The sequence below is a fragment of the Methylobacterium brachiatum genome, assembly GCF_020523825.1.
GTDB classification, from domain to species: Bacteria; Pseudomonadota; Alphaproteobacteria; order Rhizobiales; family Beijerinckiaceae; genus Methylobacterium; species Methylobacterium brachiatum.
The window spans coordinates 38727-53529 of the sequence record NZ_JAJALK010000011.1 but is presented as its reverse complement, the minus strand read 5'-3'; the positions used below and the strand labels follow the sequence as shown (position 1 = coordinate 53529).

Annotated in this window: 16 protein-coding genes; 6 read left to right on the top strand and 10 right to left on the bottom strand. The window is 70.8% G+C overall.

Annotated features, from left to right (window positions below; all coding sequences use genetic code 11):
- The first annotated feature begins 72 nt into the window (after positions 1–72).
- On the top strand, positions 73–639 hold the full coding sequence (locus LGR69_RS21890) for a GNAT family N-acetyltransferase (protein WP_230367313.1): 567 nt from the start codon (positions 73–75) through the stop codon (positions 637–639).
- A gap of 54 nt (positions 640–693) precedes the next feature.
- On the opposite strand, the gene LGR69_RS21885 is transcribed toward LGR69_RS21890, so the two are convergent.
- From LGR69_RS21885 to LGR69_RS21860, 6 genes are all read right to left on the bottom strand, one after another.
- Positions 694–1008 (bottom strand): hypothetical protein, encoded by a 315-nt coding sequence (locus LGR69_RS21885; protein ID WP_230367312.1) that lies wholly within the window; start codon positions 1006–1008, stop codon positions 694–696.
- Positions 1009–1304: 296 nt separating this feature from the next.
- Positions 1305–2591, bottom strand: a complete 1287-nt coding sequence (locus LGR69_RS21880) for a porin (protein ID WP_230367311.1) — start codon at positions 2589–2591, stop codon at positions 1305–1307.
- Between the two features lie 224 nt (positions 2592–2815).
- Positions 2816–3664: a 23S rRNA (adenine(2030)-N(6))-methyltransferase RlmJ gene (locus LGR69_RS21875; protein ID WP_230367310.1), complete on the bottom strand. Its 849-nt coding sequence runs from the start codon at positions 3662–3664 to the stop codon at positions 2816–2818.
- A gap of 66 nt (positions 3665–3730) precedes the next feature.
- The gene (locus LGR69_RS21870) at positions 3731–4393 is read right to left on the bottom strand and encodes a ribonuclease T2 (RefSeq protein WP_230367309.1); all 663 of its coding nucleotides are present in this window, start codon (positions 4391–4393) and stop codon (positions 3731–3733) included.
- Between the two features lie 2 nt (positions 4394–4395).
- The gene (locus LGR69_RS21865) at positions 4396–4857 is read right to left on the bottom strand and encodes a hypothetical protein (protein ID WP_007562510.1); all 462 of its coding nucleotides are present in this window, start codon (positions 4855–4857) and stop codon (positions 4396–4398) included.
- Between the two features lie 162 nt (positions 4858–5019).
- Complete coding sequence (locus LGR69_RS21860) at positions 5020–6006, bottom strand: extensin-like domain-containing protein (RefSeq protein WP_230367417.1); 987 nt, start codon at positions 6004–6006, stop codon at positions 5020–5022.
- Between the two features lie 175 nt (positions 6007–6181).
- Here LGR69_RS21860 and LGR69_RS21855 point away from each other — a divergent pair, with 175 nt between their 5' ends.
- On the top strand, positions 6182–7414 hold the full coding sequence (locus LGR69_RS21855) for an amidase (RefSeq protein WP_230367308.1): 1233 nt from the start codon (positions 6182–6184) through the stop codon (positions 7412–7414).
- A 42-nt stretch (positions 7415–7456) separates the two neighbouring features.
- Here LGR69_RS21855 and LGR69_RS21850 read toward each other — a convergent pair whose 3' ends face one another.
- Positions 7457–8350 (bottom strand): LysR substrate-binding domain-containing protein, encoded by an 894-nt coding sequence (locus tag LGR69_RS21850; RefSeq protein WP_230367307.1) that lies wholly within the window; start codon positions 8348–8350, stop codon positions 7457–7459.
- 111 nt (positions 8351–8461) lie between these two features.
- Between LGR69_RS21850 and LGR69_RS21845 the strand changes: the two genes are divergently transcribed.
- Both LGR69_RS21845 and argC read left to right on the top strand, forming a co-directional pair.
- The gene (locus LGR69_RS21845; RefSeq protein ID WP_091863717.1) at positions 8462–9217 is read left to right on the top strand and encodes an SDR family NAD(P)-dependent oxidoreductase; all 756 of its coding nucleotides are present in this window, start codon (positions 8462–8464) and stop codon (positions 9215–9217) included.
- Positions 9218–9614: 397 nt separating this feature from the next.
- On the top strand, positions 9615–10592 hold the full coding sequence (argC, locus tag LGR69_RS21840; protein ID WP_230367306.1) for an N-acetyl-gamma-glutamyl-phosphate reductase: 978 nt from the start codon (positions 9615–9617) through the stop codon (positions 10590–10592).
- Positions 10593–10611: 19 nt separating this feature from the next.
- Here argC and LGR69_RS21835 read toward each other — a convergent pair whose 3' ends face one another.
- The gene (locus tag LGR69_RS21835) at positions 10612–11757 is read right to left on the bottom strand and encodes an AI-2E family transporter (protein WP_007562528.1); all 1146 of its coding nucleotides are present in this window, start codon (positions 11755–11757) and stop codon (positions 10612–10614) included.
- Positions 11758–11921: 164 nt separating this feature from the next.
- Here LGR69_RS21835 and LGR69_RS21830 point away from each other — a divergent pair, with 164 nt between their 5' ends.
- Positions 11922–12062 carry a hypothetical protein gene (locus tag LGR69_RS21830; RefSeq protein WP_007562530.1) on the top strand — a complete coding sequence of 47 codons (141 nt, stop codon included), beginning with the start codon at positions 11922–11924 and terminating at the stop codon, positions 12060–12062.
- Between the two features lie 6 nt (positions 12063–12068).
- Here the strand turns inward: LGR69_RS21830 and LGR69_RS21825 are convergent, their stop codons facing one another.
- Positions 12069–12536: a molybdenum cofactor biosynthesis protein MoaE gene (locus LGR69_RS21825; RefSeq protein ID WP_122160339.1), complete on the bottom strand. Its 468-nt coding sequence runs from the start codon at positions 12534–12536 to the stop codon at positions 12069–12071.
- 150 nt (positions 12537–12686) lie between these two features.
- Here LGR69_RS21825 and LGR69_RS21820 point away from each other — a divergent pair, with 150 nt between their 5' ends.
- Positions 12687–13706 (top strand): gamma carbonic anhydrase family protein, encoded by a 1020-nt coding sequence (locus tag LGR69_RS21820; RefSeq protein ID WP_230367305.1) that lies wholly within the window; start codon positions 12687–12689, stop codon positions 13704–13706.
- Between the two features lie 288 nt (positions 13707–13994).
- On the opposite strand, the gene LGR69_RS21815 is transcribed toward LGR69_RS21820, so the two are convergent.
- Positions 13995–14723, bottom strand: coding sequence for an amino acid ABC transporter ATP-binding protein (locus LGR69_RS21815; RefSeq protein WP_230367416.1), 729 nt, complete (start codon positions 14721–14723; stop codon positions 13995–13997).
- Positions 14724–14803: the final 80 nt, after the last annotated feature.

Genomic DNA, 14803 nt, shown 5'->3' with positions numbered 1-14803 from the left:
AGTCTTCGCGGGATGAAACGCGGGGGTATGACCGTGCCTTTCCCGGCCCGGCCGCGACCCCACATCGCAACGATGTTTACCATTCGCGCCACCCGCGACAGCCTCGCCGACCTGCCCCGGATCGAGACCGCGCGCCTGTCGATCGCGGCGTTGCGGCCCGAGGATGCCCAGGATCTGCGCCGGCTCACCGACGACCCGGCGATCACCGCGGCGGTCGATTTCCTGCCGGCCCCGTTCACGGTGCGCGATGCCGAGCAGCTGATCCGCAGCGGCGCGCGCGGCGAGGACCGTTTCCTCGGGGCCTGGACGCGCCCCGCGGGGGTGCCGCAGACGGGCGCGGGGACCTCCCCGGACCCGGTCGGGCCCGACCTCGTCGGCGTGGTCGGCACCCATTTGCGCGGCCCCGGGGCGATCGAGATCGGCTACTGGATCGGCGGAGCGGCGCGCGGGCGCGGCTACGCCTTCGAGGCGGTCTCGGCGATCATCGGGCTTCTCGCCCGGCGTTTCCCGGCGCGGATCATCGTGGCGGAATGCCGCCCCGGCAACGTCGCCTCCTGGGGGCTGCTGCAGAAGCTCGGCTTCCGCGACACCGGGGAGGAGGGGCATCGTCCCGGCCGACGCCTGCTCCGGAGGGGCTGAGCGGCACCGGGCGCGATCACGCCGGCCCGGCGGGCAGCCTCCCGGCCGGTGCCGTCAATTCGCAGCCTGCGCCGCCTCGGCGGGCGCCGCCTCGAGGGGCTTTTGCCGACGCTTCTTCTTGTGGCCGTCGACCCTGATCGTCCGCTCATCCTCGGACACGCGCTCGACCAGGGCGAAGCCGTGCAGCTCGGCGAGGCAGGCCAGATCCTTCGAGTGCTCCTCGGTCAAGGCATAGAAGGCGGCCCGCACGATATCCTTCTTGGTCGCATCGGGATGCTTCTCGCGGACGGCCGCGCGCAACGCCTTCGGCGTCATGCCGGGCGCGGCGACACTCCGCAACGTGTCCGACAAAGCCTTGATCTGCGGCATTTCCAGATGTCCTCAACCCACTCATGCACAATAGGCAAAGGACAATACGTGACTCCGCGCCCGCATCGCAAGTTCCGCGCGCTCAGCGACGCGGATGAACCGTTCGGTTATCGGAGATCTACGTCACAAAATCTATCAGGATAGAGATATTCTATACTAGAACTTACAGAAGAAGCCGGAATTCGACCCGGTCCGCGCGATGCATGCGCATTTGTCTTTGCGCATGAAAAAACCCCCGGGCGGCTGCCCGGGGGTCGTCGAAAAGCCCGGCCCGGAGGCCGGTCCGGAGAATCGGATCAGAACGTGATGCCGGTCTCGACCATGTAGCGGTCCTGCGAGGTGCGGTTGCCGTAGCGGCCGAAGCCGGTACCGGGCGCGATCGTCCCGCCGTCCAGGACGGACGCGCGCGTGATGCCGCCGAGCTCGACATGGGCGTATTCGACCCGGAAGAAGTAGCGGTCGAACGTGAAGGTCGGCGTGACGGTTACCGAGAAGGCGTTGCTGCCGGGGCCGAAGCCGAGCAGGTTGGGGGTGGTCCCGCCGCGCACGCCGGTCTGCTCGGTGTACTCGACGCGCCCGGCCAGGGAGAAGATGTCGTTGAAGGAGTAGGCGGCCAGAAGGGCGCCGCCGTAGGTCGACGCGCTGCTCGTGATCCCGACGCGCTCATCCCGCTCGACATTGGTGAACTGGAAGTAGGGCGAGACGATCCACGGGCCGTTCGCGTAGGTGTAGTTGATGTTGAAGATGCCGCTATTCTGCTGGAAGTTCGGGGTGGCGAACTGGTAGCGCGGGCTGCGGTCGAGGGCGTTGGTGCGGCCGAGGTTGAGGCCGCCGTTCACGCCGATCGTGTTGTAGTCGTCGAGCTTGTAGGCGACGTTGCCGGTCAGCCAGCTGATCTCGTTGGAGAAGAAGCCGTCGGTGCCGGCGAGCGAGACCGAGAGCGGGCCGCTGCTGTAATTGACCTGCACGCCGTGATTGATGAAGTTCTCCTGCACGAACAGGAGGCCGCGGTTGATGTTCAGGTTCTGGTAGGTGAACAGCAGCTCCGTGCCGATCAGGGTGAACATCCGCCCGCCCTGGACCGACCATTCATCGTTGATCTGGATCCGGCCGAAGGCCACCGGGACCGGCCCGAACAGCAGATCGGTCTGGGTGAACGTCCCGAGGGTCGGGAAGCCGAGCTGCGGGATCGAGTAGGCGCCCGCCTGAACGTAGAACTGGAACGCGCCTTCGGGCTTCTGGATGATGCCCTGGAGATTCGAGAAGTCGACCCGCGCCGAGCGGTCCCGGTCGTTCGGGGCGGCGGGCGTCGAGAACGACGCGAACGGGTTGGTCTGGGTGTAGGCGTAGCCGGTGACGGCGCCGCCGACATAGAGATCCCCCAGCGGGCCGGCCGAGAAGCAGGTCGGATTCGGGTTGGCCTTGATCACGCCGCCATAGGCCGGGCCGATCAGCGTGGCCTTGCAGGGCTCGACCGGGGGCGGCACCGGCACGGGGGCGGGGGCTTGCAGGTCGGCCGCGAGGATGCCGGTCGAGGAGAGCAGCACGGTGGCCAAGCCGGCCAGGGTGGATCGCTTCAGCATGGTGTCGCAGCTCGCTGGAATTGGTTCCCGGTCAAGCTGACACCGGCCCGCCGATGACACAAAAGCAAACAAATGGCACTTGCCTAGTTTTTAGTCATTCTTGCAGGGCCGCCGCGGGTCTGCAGAGAAATGTGGCTTTGTCGCCACAACAGCTTGTCCGGCGGCTGCGCGAAACTTCTTAAGGAAGTGCGACGCCGGCGCGAACTCGGCCCAATAGTGACGAATCAATCCTGCGGGCCGATCGGATCGCAGCGAAACCCGCCGAACTCCCCGCGGGCCAGGCGCTGAGCTAGAGCCGGCAAGAACAGCAGCGCCTCCTCGGCGAGGCGCCAGGGCGGATTGACCACGATCAACCCGCTGCCGCACAGCCGCGTCGGGTCGTCTGGCCGGTCGATCAGCAGGTCGAGGCGCAGGGCCGGGCGGGGCAGGGCGGCGTCGAGGTCCCGGACCATGCGGTCGATCGCGGCCACATCCTTGATCGGGTACCAGGCCAGGAACAGGCCGGTCGGCCATTTCGCCACCGCCCGGGCGAGGTGGGTCCCGAGCCGCTCGATCTCGCCCGGCACCTCGTAGGGCGGGTCGATCAGAACCAGACCGCGCCGCTCCGGGGGCGGGATCTGGGCGTTCACCGCCGTCCAGCCGTCGAGGCTCAGGACTTTGGTGCGCCCGTCGCGCTCGTAGCGCTCCCGCAGGGTCGCGGCATCCTCCGGGTGGAGTTCGACGAACACGCCCTTGTCGCCGGGCCGCAGGGCCTCGCGGATCACCGCGGGCGAGCCGGGATAGGCGGTGGCGCCGTAGCGGGCCTGCACCGCCGCCACCGCCTCCCGGTAGGGCGCGAGCAGCGCCTCGATTTCGGGCGCGAAGGGTTCGTCCATCCGCCCCCAGCCCTCCCGCCACTCGCCGGTGCGGGAGGCCTCGTCGGCGGTCAGGTCGTAGACGCCCAGGCCCGCGAAGGCGTCGAGCGCCCGGAACGGCTTGTCCTTGAGGCGGAGATGGGCGAGCACCCGCGCCAGGACGAGGTGCTTGAGCACGTCGGCATGGTTGCCGGCGTGGAAGGCGTGCCGATAGTTCATGGCGTCGCCCTCAAGCGGATCCCGCGGCCCGGGTCCAGCCTCGAACCGCGAAAACGGTCAAAAAAGTCAGCGGGCGGCGTCGAGGGTGATTTCGGGCGCGCGGCAATTGCCGCGGGCGACCTCGGGGCAGGGGGTGAAGCCGCGCAGGTCCTTGGAGAAGCAGATCCGCACCTCCTGCAGCTGCCCGCGGGTGCAGGTCACCGCCATCATGTCCGGGCGCAGGCCGCGATTGGCGGCGACGAATTGCCGGGCGATCTCGATCGGCGCCAGGCTTTGCGGGGCGCCGCCGCCCTTCAGGCCGTCGGGAATCGTCACGGCGAGGCGCGCGTCGCGGGCGGCCTGAAAGTAGCGGGCCGGGTCGAGGCCGGAGCAGGTGCCGTGGGTGCGCCACTCGTGCCGCGCGAGGCCCTCGCTCGGATAGACCTGGCCGGCCACCTCGAGCGCCTGCCGGGTCGGCGCCCGCTCCACCGCCGAGCAGTTCTGCGGGTAGCCGCGGGTGTATTGCGGCCAGAGCCCGTGCACCACGAAGCCGAGGCCGCGGCCGGGGGTGCATTGCACGTCGTTCCGGCGCTCGCCGACGCCGGCGCAGTAGGTCGGCGACCATGACAGGGCCAGCACGTAGAAATCGAACGCGCCCGGCTCGCCCCGGCGGCTGAAGCCGCCATAATCCTGGGCGGCGGCCGGCCCCGCGAGCAGCAGGCCGGCCAGGCAGGCGGCGCGGACGCGCATGATCAGGGCCGCGCCATCCGGCAGGCGGTGGCGTAGGCGTAGGCCAGGTCGCGGTCGAGGCCGTGGACGCAGAACTCGACGCCCCAGGTCGCCCCGATGATGCCGAGGCTCTCGCGGACCGAGTAATCGACCTTGCGGCGCACGCCGTCCGAGGTGGTGACGGTGGCCGAGCAGAACCGGCGCGGATAGGTGTCCAGCCCCCAGGGCCGCCAGGCGGTGCGCTCGATCGTGTCGAAGGACCGGATCGTCATCGACGAATTCCAGTACTTCGCCTCCTTCTCGGCGAAGTTGGTCGAGACCCGCTCCAGGACGCTCGGGTCCTGGCAGCCCGGGATCTGGGCGTCGAACGGGAAGATCCGCTCCTCGGCGGGCTCGATATCCTCCCGGGCCGAGCGGGCCAGGGCTGGCTGCGCGACGGAGAGGAGGGCCAGCCCGAGGGCCAGGCTGTGAAGGATCGGGCGCATGGCGCGTGCCTCGGCGGGGGTGCTGTCCTGCATGCGCGAGACGATGGCCCCGCCGGGGCGCCAGTCAAGCTCCCGCATGCAAACAGGCACGCTTTAGCCGATCTGTGCGGCTCGGCCGCTACAGGTCCGGTCCTCTTTTCGAGTCGCCGAAGACCGACCGTCTCAGTAGATCGGCCCCGTGCTCGGCGGCGGCGCGCCGAGCTGCAGCGGCTCGTCGTAATCCTGTGCCGGCTCCTCGGGGGTGGCGGCGACCCGGGGGGCGGGGCGGACCGGCGGCGCGGCGGTGTAGGCCGAGGCCGCGGGCAGGCGGGCCGGGGCGCGGGCGACCTGGGTCGGGCTCGGGGCCTTCGACATCGGCGCGACGCCGTAGGGATCGTCCTCCTCGATATCCACCGGGGCCTGCGGGGCGGCCGGCTGGCGCGGCGGCGGCAGCGGGCGCGACAGGGGCCGCTCGGCCCCGGTCCCGAGCTGGGGCGTGAACTTGATCAGCGGCTGGCAGATCCGCTTGAGGCCGCGCGGGTCGTGCCGGGCGAGGTCGACATGGATGTGATCGTAGTGGAACACGTTCGAGCCCGGGGCCAGCACCGTGGTGAAGCGCTGGCAGGCGCCCAGGAAGATCTCGCGCAGGAAGCCCTGCTCGGCCTCCGTCCCGCGCCAGCCGCCCTTGATCGTGATGACGTGGCCGTCGGCCAGCTTGATCGACATGACGTCGATCGCGTTGCCGAAGCCGTGCTCGGAGAGCTTGGCGCCGGGCTGGTTGTTGCGCCCCCGGCAGGAATAGGAGCCGGCGTTGATCTCGGCCACCGGCACGCCGAAATACAGGTTCGCGGCGGGCTGGATCGTGTCGGCGAGCCAGGCCTCGGCCTCGGCGAGCGCCGGGCAGCCCAGCGTCATCCGCTGCTTCATCACCACCGTGCCGCCGGCCAGCCGCGTCACCCGGAAGGGCTGCTGCATGCCGCAGGGGCCTGGCCCGTCCATCGCCGCGATCGGCGTGATGAACTCGGTCGGCTCGACCAGTTTCTTCGCCAGGCAGACTTGCTCCGCCTGGTCGCGCCACGGGTCGCGCCGCTCGAACCGGTTGATCGAGCAAGCGGTGAGCCCCGCGCCGAACAGCGCCAGGGCGGAGAACAGGGATACGCCACGCCACATGACCCAGACGATGCGCACGGTCGCGTAAAGCGTTCGTCAACGCCGATTCGCGAATGGCCCGGCCTGTGGCCTTCGAGAACCGCCCCCGATGTCACGCGCTCGCCGCCGAACAAGCCTCCACTTCGGCGGCGAGCGCTTGAGTTGACAGCGACCCGGCCCGGGGACTGAATACAGTATGCTGTCAATCCTCGATCTCCGCGCCCGCATCGAAGCCGGCACCCTGACGCCCGCGGGCGCGATCGACCTGTGCCGCGCGGCCCTCGCCGCGCGGGAGCCGGAGCTGCGGGCGCTGGTCACCCTGGACGACGACCCGGCCATCCCGGATTCCGGGCCGCTCGCCGGCATCGCGGTCGGCGTGAAGGACATCATCGACAGCGCCGGCCTGCCGACCCAGATGGGCTCCGCGCTCTATGAAGGCTGGCGGCCCCGGGGCGATTCCGCGGTGGTGGCGCGCTTGAAGGGCCTCGGCGCGGTGGCCCTGGCCAAGACCACCACCACGGCGTTTGCCAGCAGCGACCCGACCGAGACGGTCAACCCGCACGATCCCGGCCACAGCCCGGGCGGATCCTCGGCGGGCTCGGCCGCCGCGGTGGGGGCGGGGCTGCTGCCCCTCGCGCTCGGCACCCAGACGGCGGGCTCGGTGATCCGGCCCGCGAGCTATTGCGGCTGCGCGGCGGTGAAGCCGTCCTTCCGGCTGATCCCGACGGTCGGGGTGAAGACCTATTCCTGGGCGCTCGACACGGTCGGGCTGTTCGCCGCCGGGGTCGCGGACGTCGCCCACGCCCTGGCGCTGGTCACCGGCCGCCCGGAGATCGCCCGGGCCGAGCCCGGCTCGGCGCCGCGCATCGGCCTGGTGCGGCAGGATTTCGCCGAGGCGCCGGAGCCGGAAGCCGAGGCCGCCCTGGCCCGCGCCCGGCAGGCGGCCGAGCGGTCGGGGGCGCAGGTCACCGACCTCGCGCTGCCGCCGGAGCTGGCGCTCGCCTGGGAGCGCCACCGGATCATCCAGAACTACGAGGGCCGGCTGGCTTTGGCCTGGGAGTACGATTCGCATCGCGACGCGCTGCCGCCCCGGGTCCGGGAGCATCTCGATGCCGGCGCGGCGATCGCGGCCGCGGAATACGACGATGCCCGCCGCCATGCCCACCGGGCCCGCCGCGTGCTCAAGGGCCTGTTCTCCGAGTACGACGCGATCCTGACCTTCTCGGCCCCGGGCCCGGCCCCCGCGACCCTGGCCTCCACGGGCGATCCGCGCTTCAACCAGCTCTGGACCCTGATGGGCGTGCCCTGCGTGAACGTGCCGGTGCCGGGCGAGCGCCTGCCGGTGGGCGTCCAGGTGATCGGCCGCTTCGGCGACGACGGACGGGCGCTGGCGGTGGCCCGGATGATCGAGGACGCCCTGCGCGGCTGACGGGTCGCCGGCGCCGCGCGCACGCCCGAAACCCGCCTCCGCTCACAGCTCGGGAAACTCCTTGGCGACGTGGTCGATGAGGGCCCGTACGGCGGGCGGCAGGCCGCGCCGGGTCGTGAAGACGAGATGGACGATGCCGTCCTTGCTCCGCCAGTCCCGGAAGATGCGGACCAGCTTGCCGGAGGCCACATGCGCCGCGCAGGCATGGTCGGGCAGGAAGGCGACGCCCAGCCCGTCCGCGGCCGCGTCGCAGAGGACGGCGTAATCGGCGCAGGTCATGCGCGGCTCGTGGCGCAGCACATGCACGGCCCCGTCGTCGCGCTCGAGGGTCCAGGTGACTTCGCCCGCCTCGTCGTTGGTGCCGAGCGTCGCAAAGGACGCGAGATCCGCGATGTCGGCGCCGAGCTGGCTCGCGGTCTGGGGGCTGGCGACGAGTATCCAGCGCGAGTTGCCGAGCACGCGCAGGGTGAGGGAGGCATCGCTCGTCAGCGCGCGGCGAACGCGCAGGGCGAGGTCGACCCGCTCCTCGATGAGATCGACGGCCCGATCCGTCACGACGAGCTGGAGCTGGACCTTCGGGTAACGGGCGAGGAAGCCGCGCGCGATCGCGGATATCACCTTCGCCAGATTCGCCGGGCAGCTCATCCGGATGCGGCCATGCGGCTCGGCCTGCGCTTCGGCGACCAGCGCCTCAGCCCGCTCCGCCTCCAGCATCATCGCGCGGCAGCGCTCGTAGAAGCTCTGCCCGACCTCGGTGACGCGGAAGCGCCGGCTGGAGCGCTCGATCAGACGCACACCGAGCCGCGCCTCCAGCGCCGAGATGCGGCGGCTGAGCTTCGATTTGGGCTCGCGAAGCGCTCGGCCGGCCGCGGCATAGCCGCCATGGGCCACCACCTCCGCGAAGTAGACGTAGTCGTTGAGATTGTGGCGCATCATCGTTCCTTGAATGGAACGCTAAGTGCCGGATTTGCCCTCTGCAAGGATCATCGTTGTCGGCGCATCTCTCTCGGCATCGGCCGCCGCGCCGCTGAACCCGAGGGAACGACGATGACCAACCGATTTGAGAACAAGGTGGTGGTGGTGACCGGCGCCACGAGCGGCATCGGTCTCGCGACCGCCAAGGCCTTCTCGCAGGAAGGCGCGTCCGTCTTCATCACCGGACGCCGTCAGGATGCGCTGGACGCGGCCGTGACGGCGATCGGCGGTCGCGTGACGGGCGTGCGCGGCGACATGGCGACCTTCGCCGATATCGACCGCCTCTACGATGCGGTCCAGCAGAAGCACGCGCAGATCGATGTCGTCTTCGCCAATGCGGGTGGCGGCGGGTTCGCCCCGCTCGGTGCCATCACCGAGGAACAGTTCGACCAGACCTTCGACACCAACGTGAAGGGCACGCTCTTCACCGTTCAGAAAGCCCTTCCGCTCCTGAAGGATGGCGGCGCGATCGTGCTGACCGGCTCGACCGCGGGGATCGAGGGGACGCCCGCCTTCAGCGTCTACTCGGCCAGCAAGGCGGCGGTGCGCAACTTCGCCCGCAGCTGGATCCTCGACCTCAAGGATCGCGGCATCCGCGTCAACGTCGTCAGCCCCGGCGCGACGCGCACGCCAGGCCTCGTCGGCCTGGCCGGCGAGGATGCGGAAAAGCAGCAGGGCCTTCTCGACGCCCTGGGCTCACGGATCCCGCTCGGGCGGGTCGGTGAGCCGGAGGAGATCGCCAAGGTGGTTCTCTTCCTGGCTTCGGACGCGGCGAGCTTCGTCAACGGCGCCGAGTTCTTCGTCGACGGCGGCCAAGCGCAGGTCTGACCGAACCGGGCGAGGCCCGGGGCGATCGCGCTCACGGGTCCGGTCGCCGGCTCCACCGAGCGGCTCCAACCCACGCCGGGCCTCCCGGAAGGGGTCCTGGCGCGGCCGCTGCCCGCGTCCCCGCCCGAGGGCTGGGCCGACATTCCGGTTGACGAGGCAGGCGGGCAGCAACATGCTCGCGCGCCATGCCCAGGAACCGGACCCTCTGTGACCGACGCCGACGTCGCTGCCCCCAAGCGGCGGCTTCTCGGGCTGCGCGTCGATCCGTGTCCTTCCGCGTCGTGACGGCCTCACCGTAGGCCTCGCCCGCCGGACCGGCCCAGGCCCGCGTTCCTGAACCTCCGCAGCCCTCGGCTCCGGGGGTTTTCTTTTGCCCGAACTCCAGAAGGACACCACCATGAGCCTCCGCGTCGGCATTGTCGGGATCAGCGGGTTTGGCGGCGGCGAGGCGATGCGCCTGATCGCGAGCCACCCGTCCTTCGAGTTGGTCTACGCCGCGGGCGAGGGCAGCGCCGGCAGCCGCTTGGTGGAGCGCTTTCCCGGTGTCCCGGCCAAGCTGGCGGAGCTGAGGATCGAGCCATGGGACCCCGAGGCCCTGCCGAAGCTCGGCGTGCTGTTCGCGTCGCTGCCCACGGGCATGTCGGAAGCGGCGCTGGCGCGCGTCCCCACGGACGTGAAGATCGTCGATATCGGCGGCGACCACCGCTATGTCGCGCATTGGGCCTACGGCCTGGCCGATGTCTGGCCAGCCCAGATCGCGGGCCGGACCCGCGTCGCCAACCCGGGCTGCTTCCCCGCGGCGACGCTGACCGCGCTGGCCCCGCTGCTGGCCGACAGGCTGATCGAGCCCGGCAACATCGTGATCGACGCCAAGACCGGCCTCTCCGGAGCCGGCCGGGGCGGCGCCGACAGCCGGTTCGGCTACGCCGAGACCAACGAGAACCTCGTGCCCTACGGCCTGCTCGAGCATGTCCACATGCCCGAGATCGCCGAGACGATCGAGCGGCTGAGCGGCGGCAGCGCGGCCGGCCTGGTGTTCACGCCCCATCTGGTGCCGATGACCCGCGGCATCCTCGTCACGATCTATGGCCGCGGCCAGGCCACCACGAGCCAGTGCCTGGACGCGGCCCGGCGCTTCTATGCCGGGCGGGCCTTCGTGCGCGTGACCGACAGGCCGCCGCAGACCAAATGGGCGACCGGCTCGAACCTGGCTTTCGTCAGCTATGCGGCCGATCCCGCGCGCAACCTGGTGATCGCGATGGGCGTGGTCGACAATCTCGGCAAGGGCGCCGCCGGTCAGGCGGTGCAGAACGCGAACCTGATCTGCGGCCTGCCGGAAACCGCGGGGCTGGACGGCGCGCCGATCTGGCCGTGACGGCGACGCGCCGCGCGCCTCAACTGCTCGGCTGCTCGTGCAGCGTGTCCTCGACGTAGAGCTGCTCCAGCAGGACCTTGATCACCGCCATCAGGGGCAGCGCCAGGGCGATGCCCCAGAGGCCGAAGATCACGCCCAGGATCAGCTGGCCGGCGAATATCGTGGCCGGCGGGATGTCCAGCGCCCGCTTCTGGATGAACGGCGTCAGCCCGTAGCTCTCCAGGCACTGCACCGCCAGGTAGACGCCGATCGAGCCGATGACCGCCTTCAGGCCCGAGGCCAGGGCCGCCAGGATGATCACGAGACCCGCCACCAGCGGGCCCACGGTCGGCACGAAGGCCAGCAGCCCGGCCTGGAGGCCGAGGATCAGCGCGCCGCCGATCCCCAGGAAGGCCAGCCCGGCCCAGGTGCAGACGAAGATCACCGCCATGATGATCAGCTGGCCGAACAGCCAGTGCCGCAGGGTCTCGCCGGCACCGTCGAGGACCTTGGCCGCGCGGCGGCGCTTCTGCGGGGGCACGAAGCGCAGCACCCCGTCGCGGTAGGCCTCCGGGTCGGCCGCGAAGGCGAGCCCCAGGAAGGCGATCACCAGCAGGTTTCCGAGCGCGTCGAACAGCCCGAGGATCACGGCCGCCGCCGGCCCGAGGACGCTGCCCGCATCGGACACGATCGAGCTGCTGCCCTTGAGCAGGCCGTTGGCGAGGCCGCCGAGACCGCCCTCCCGCTGGCTCGCGTCGGTGGAGCCGTCCTTGCCGCCGCCCTGCGGCGCGAGGCTCGGCACGTCGATGCCGCGCTCGGACAGCCAGCTCGACACAGTGCCGGCCTGGTCCTTGATCGTGGTGCCGAGGTCGCGCCCCTGCTGCACGATGGTGGCGCCGCCATAGGTCCCGAAGCCGATCGCCGCGACCGCGACCGCGAGGCTCGCGATGGTCAGGCGCACGCCCCGGGGCAGGGGCAGGACGCGGCCGAGCCCCCGGGTCAGGCCGTCGAGGAACACGCCGAGCAGCACGCCCGCGAAGATCAGCAGCAGCGTGCCCACCGACATCCAGGCGAGCGCCAGCGCCGCCGTGAAGCAGACGACGGCGATGCCGGAGGCCGCCAGCGGCAAGGCGCCCTGCCAGGGCCCGACCGGGCCGTCCAAGTCCCGAGATTGACCGTCCGTCATCACCGCTCCCGTACCGCGGGCTCACGAACGCCGCGGGCCGGCCATGGTCAAGTGTGGCTCTCTATCAGCTTGTGTGCGGTGCGCCGAGACCGGACGGCGTTTCGCGCGTTGTCCGCCCGCGCAGCCGCCCCCGCAGGGGGCCGGGCGCCCCCAGGAGAGACCGCGTGAGCAGCAACGAGCCCCATACCCGTTCCCTCGGCCCCGGCCGGACCGTGGATACGGGGGACCAGCTCAGCAGCGTGGTTCTCCTCGGCCTGGCGATCGCGGGCGGCCTCGCGGCCGTGCTGCTCAACGCGATCCTGTAGGCCGGATCAGCGCCAGCGCTCGGCCGCCGCGTCGTCGTGGGCGGCGGCCTCGACCCAGCCGCCGGTGGTGCCGTCGGCCAGGTGCTCGCGCTTCCAGAACGGCGCGCGGGTCTTGAGATAATCCATCAGGAAATCCGCCGCCTCGAAGGCCGCGACCCGGTGGCTCGAGGCGGTCACCACCAGCACGATGCCGTCGCCCGGCGACACCAAGCCGTGCCGGTGGATCACCCGCAGGGCCTGGAGCGGCCAGCGGGCAACGGCCGCCTCGGCGACCCGGAGGATCTCGGCCTCGGCCATGCCGGGGTAATGTTCGAGCTCCAGGGCGGCGAGGCGCCCGCCCTCGTCCCGGCACAGGCCCGTGAAGGTGACGATCGCGCCGGCCCGTCCGCCGAGCTCGGCGCCGATCCGGGCGATCTCGGCGGCGGTGTCGAAGGGCTCGGCCTGGATGGCGACGCTCGGGGCGGGGGCACTCATGGTCGGGTCCAACGATCCTCGTCCGGCGGTCTTCGGGCGGCGCGGGACGCTCCCGCGCCTGTCACACCCGGCCGCGCCTCTATATGGCACGCTGAGCCGCATTCGCCCGCGGGCGTGATCGGTTGGCAACCGGCGGAGAAGGATAACCGTGTGACCCCCGACCTGATCCTGCCCTACGCGGGCGTCCTGCCGGATTTCGCGAGCCGCCCGGTCTGGTGCGGGCGCGGCAGCACGGTGATCGGCGCCGCCCGCATCGGCACGCAGGCCTGGATCGGCGACGAGGCGGTGATCCGCGCCGACGGGCAGGCCATCACCCTCGGGGACCGGTTCTGGCTGGGCCACCGCTCGACGGTGCATATCGCCACGCTCACCCACGGGACGCAGGTCGGCGACCGGGTCACGGTCGGGCGCAACAGCGTCGTGCATGCCTGCACGGTGGGCTCCGACGTCGTGATCGAGGACGACGTGGTGATCCTCGACGGGGCCGAGATCGGCGACCACACGGTGATCGAGGCCGGCGCGACCGTGTTCCCCCGCATGAAGCTCGAAGGCGGCCACGCCTATGCCGGCAGCCCGGCGCGGCCGAGCCGGCCGGTGGGCCCGGACGAGGTCGCCGAGCGGGCCGAGCGCCTGCGCGAGCGGATGGGCGACGGCGCGGCCGCAGATCCCGGGCGGCCGCCCGAGGTCGAGGACAGCGTGTTCGTCGCCCGCACCGCGCGCCTGCGCGGCCGGGTCAGCCTCGGGGCCGGCGCCAGCGTGCTGTTCTGCTGCGACCTGAACGCCGAGGTCGGGCCGATCGTGGTCGGGGCCGACACCAACATCCAGGACAACACCACGATCCGCACCCGGGCCGAGGGCGTGGTGATCGGGCGCGACACGACCATCGCGCACAACGTCCGGATCGCCGATTGCCGGATCGGCGCCCGGGCGCTGATCGGGATCGGCGCCACGGTGGCGCCCGGCACGCTGATCGCCGACGACGTCATGCTGGCGGCCGGCGCCACCACGGATCCCGGCCAGATCCTGGAGGCCGGCTATCTCTGGGGCGGCCGCCCGGCCCGGATCCTGTCCCCCCTCGACGCCGAGAAACGCGCGATGATGATCCGCATCGTCGAGGGCTATTGCCAGCACGGGCGCGAGTATCGGGCCGCGCAGGCGGGGGTGGGTTAGACGCGCGGATGCGTCGCCGGCCGTGAAAAAGCGCGCCGCTTTCCTATTGCCGCAGTGACGACGATCTTCAGATTTTGGCGCGCGCAGATCGCGACGTGCCCCCTCTCCCGTGCGGGAGAGGGTTGGGGTGAGGGATCAGACTTTTCCGGAAGGGTCGCACCCCTCACCCTGTCCCTCTCCCGCACGGGAGAGGGAACCTGCGCCTCCTCCGAGGGTCGGTGAATTCAGAAATCCGCAGCGGAAAGAGGGAAGCGCTCGATCTTGCGCGAACGCCAAATCCCAAAACAATCAGTGCTGCAGGATCTTCGACAGGAAGGTCTGGGCGCGCTCGGAGCGGGGGCTGCCGAAGAAGTCCTCCTTCTTGGCATCCTCGACGATCTCGCCGCGATCCATGAAGATCACCCGATCGGCGACCTTGCGGGCGAAGCCCATCTCGTGGGTCACGACCATCATGGTCATGCCCTCCTTGGCGAGTTCCACCATCACGTCGAGCACCTCGCCGACCATCTCGGGGTCCAGCGCCGAGGTCGGCTCGTCGAACAGCATCACCACCGGGTTCATGGCGAGCGCCCGGGCGATCGCCACGCGCTGCTGCTGGCCGCCCGAGAGCTGGCCGGGGAACTTGTCGGCATGGGCGCTCAGGCCCACCCGGGCCAGCAGGTCGAGGCCGCGCTTCTTCGCGTCCTCGGCGCTGCGCCCCAGGACCTTGCGCTGGGCGATGGTCAGGTTGTCGGTGATCGACAGGTGCGGGAACAGCTCGAAATGCTGGAACACCATGCCGACCCGGGAGCGGAGCTTGGGCAGGTTGGTCGCCTTGTCGGCGACCTTGGTGCCGGCGACCGTGATCTGGCCCTTCTGGAACGGCTCGAGGGCGTTGACGCACTTGATCAGGGTCGACTTGCCCGAGCCCGACGGGCCGCAGACCACCACGACCTCGCCCTTGGCGACCTTGGTGGTGCAATTCGTCAGCACCTGGAAGTCGCCGTACCATTTGCTGATGTTGTCGATGGAAATCATCGTCTCGCCGGGCGCAGCATCCGGCACGCCGGCGACGAGGGTGCCGGGCTGGAGCCCGGCATCCCGGGGGGCGTGGGCGG

Bases quoted from the DNA above. Each gene is read 5' to 3' on its own strand.
- LGR69_RS21875 (WP_230367310.1), bottom strand. From the start codon at position 3,664: ATGAACTATCGGCACGCCTTCCACGCCGGCAACCATGCCGACGTGCTC.
- LGR69_RS21890 (WP_230367313.1), top strand. From the start codon at position 73: ATGTTTACCATTCGCGCCACCCGCGACAGCCTCGCCGACCTGCCCCGG.
- LGR69_RS21835 (WP_007562528.1), bottom strand. From the start codon at position 11,757: ATGACGGACGGTCAATCTCGGGACTTGGACGGCCCGGTCGGGCCCTGG.
- LGR69_RS21865 (WP_007562510.1), bottom strand. From the start codon at position 4,857: ATGCGCCCGATCCTTCACAGCCTGGCCCTCGGGCTGGCCCTCCTCTCC.
- LGR69_RS21825 (WP_122160339.1), bottom strand. From the start codon at position 12,536: ATGAGTGCCCCCGCCCCGAGCGTCGCCATCCAGGCCGAGCCCTTCGAC.
- LGR69_RS21870 (WP_230367309.1), bottom strand. From the start codon at position 4,393: ATGCGCGTCCGCGCCGCCTGCCTGGCCGGCCTGCTGCTCGCGGGGCCG.
- LGR69_RS21815 (WP_230367416.1), bottom strand. From the start codon at position 14,723: ATGATTTCCATCGACAACATCAGCAAATGGTACGGCGACTTCCAGGTG.
- LGR69_RS21880 (WP_230367311.1), bottom strand. From the start codon at position 2,591: ATGCTGAAGCGATCCACCCTGGCCGGCTTGGCCACCGTGCTGCTCTCC.
- LGR69_RS21855 (WP_230367308.1), top strand. From the start codon at position 6,182: ATGCTGTCAATCCTCGATCTCCGCGCCCGCATCGAAGCCGGCACCCTG.
- LGR69_RS21850 (WP_230367307.1), bottom strand. From the start codon at position 8,350: ATGATGCGCCACAATCTCAACGACTACGTCTACTTCGCGGAGGTGGTG.
- LGR69_RS21860 (WP_230367417.1), bottom strand. From the start codon at position 6,006: ATGTGGCGTGGCGTATCCCTGTTCTCCGCCCTGGCGCTGTTCGGCGCG.
- argC (WP_230367306.1), top strand. From the start codon at position 9,615: ATGAGCCTCCGCGTCGGCATTGTCGGGATCAGCGGGTTTGGCGGCGGC.
- LGR69_RS21845 (WP_091863717.1), top strand. From the start codon at position 8,462: ATGACCAACCGATTTGAGAACAAGGTGGTGGTGGTGACCGGCGCCACG.
- LGR69_RS21885 (WP_230367312.1), bottom strand. From the start codon at position 1,008: ATGCCGCAGATCAAGGCTTTGTCGGACACGTTGCGGAGTGTCGCCGCG.